Raw genomic sequence first — 261 nt, 5'->3', positions numbered from 1 at the left:
AGGAGTAGAAAGAAATTTCGATTCCCTCAGTAGCGGCGAGCGAACGGGGATCAGCCCAAACCAAGAAGCTTGCTTCTTGGGGTTGTAGGACTGGACATCTGAGTTACCAAGAAGGAATGTAGTTGAATGACCTGGGAAGGTCAGCCAGAGTGGGTGATAGCCCCGTAAGCGAAACATTCTTTCCTCAGTCCAGGATCCTGAGTACGGCGGAACACGTGAAATTCCGTCGGAATCCGGGAGGACCATCTCCCAAGGCTAAAT

1 rRNA gene is annotated in these 261 nt (G+C 51.3%); it reads left to right on the top strand.

Features of this window, described 5'->3' with window-relative positions:
• Positions 1-261, top strand: a 23S ribosomal RNA gene (locus LPAF129_RS11125); the annotation flags it as partial.

Origin of the sequence: Ligilactobacillus pabuli, assembly GCF_022836475.1 — a bacterium.
Lineage (GTDB): Bacteria > Bacillota > Bacilli > Lactobacillales > Lactobacillaceae > Ligilactobacillus > Ligilactobacillus pabuli.
Note: the sequence above shows the minus strand (reverse complement) of the source record. Positions and strands in the feature narration are given on the sequence as shown.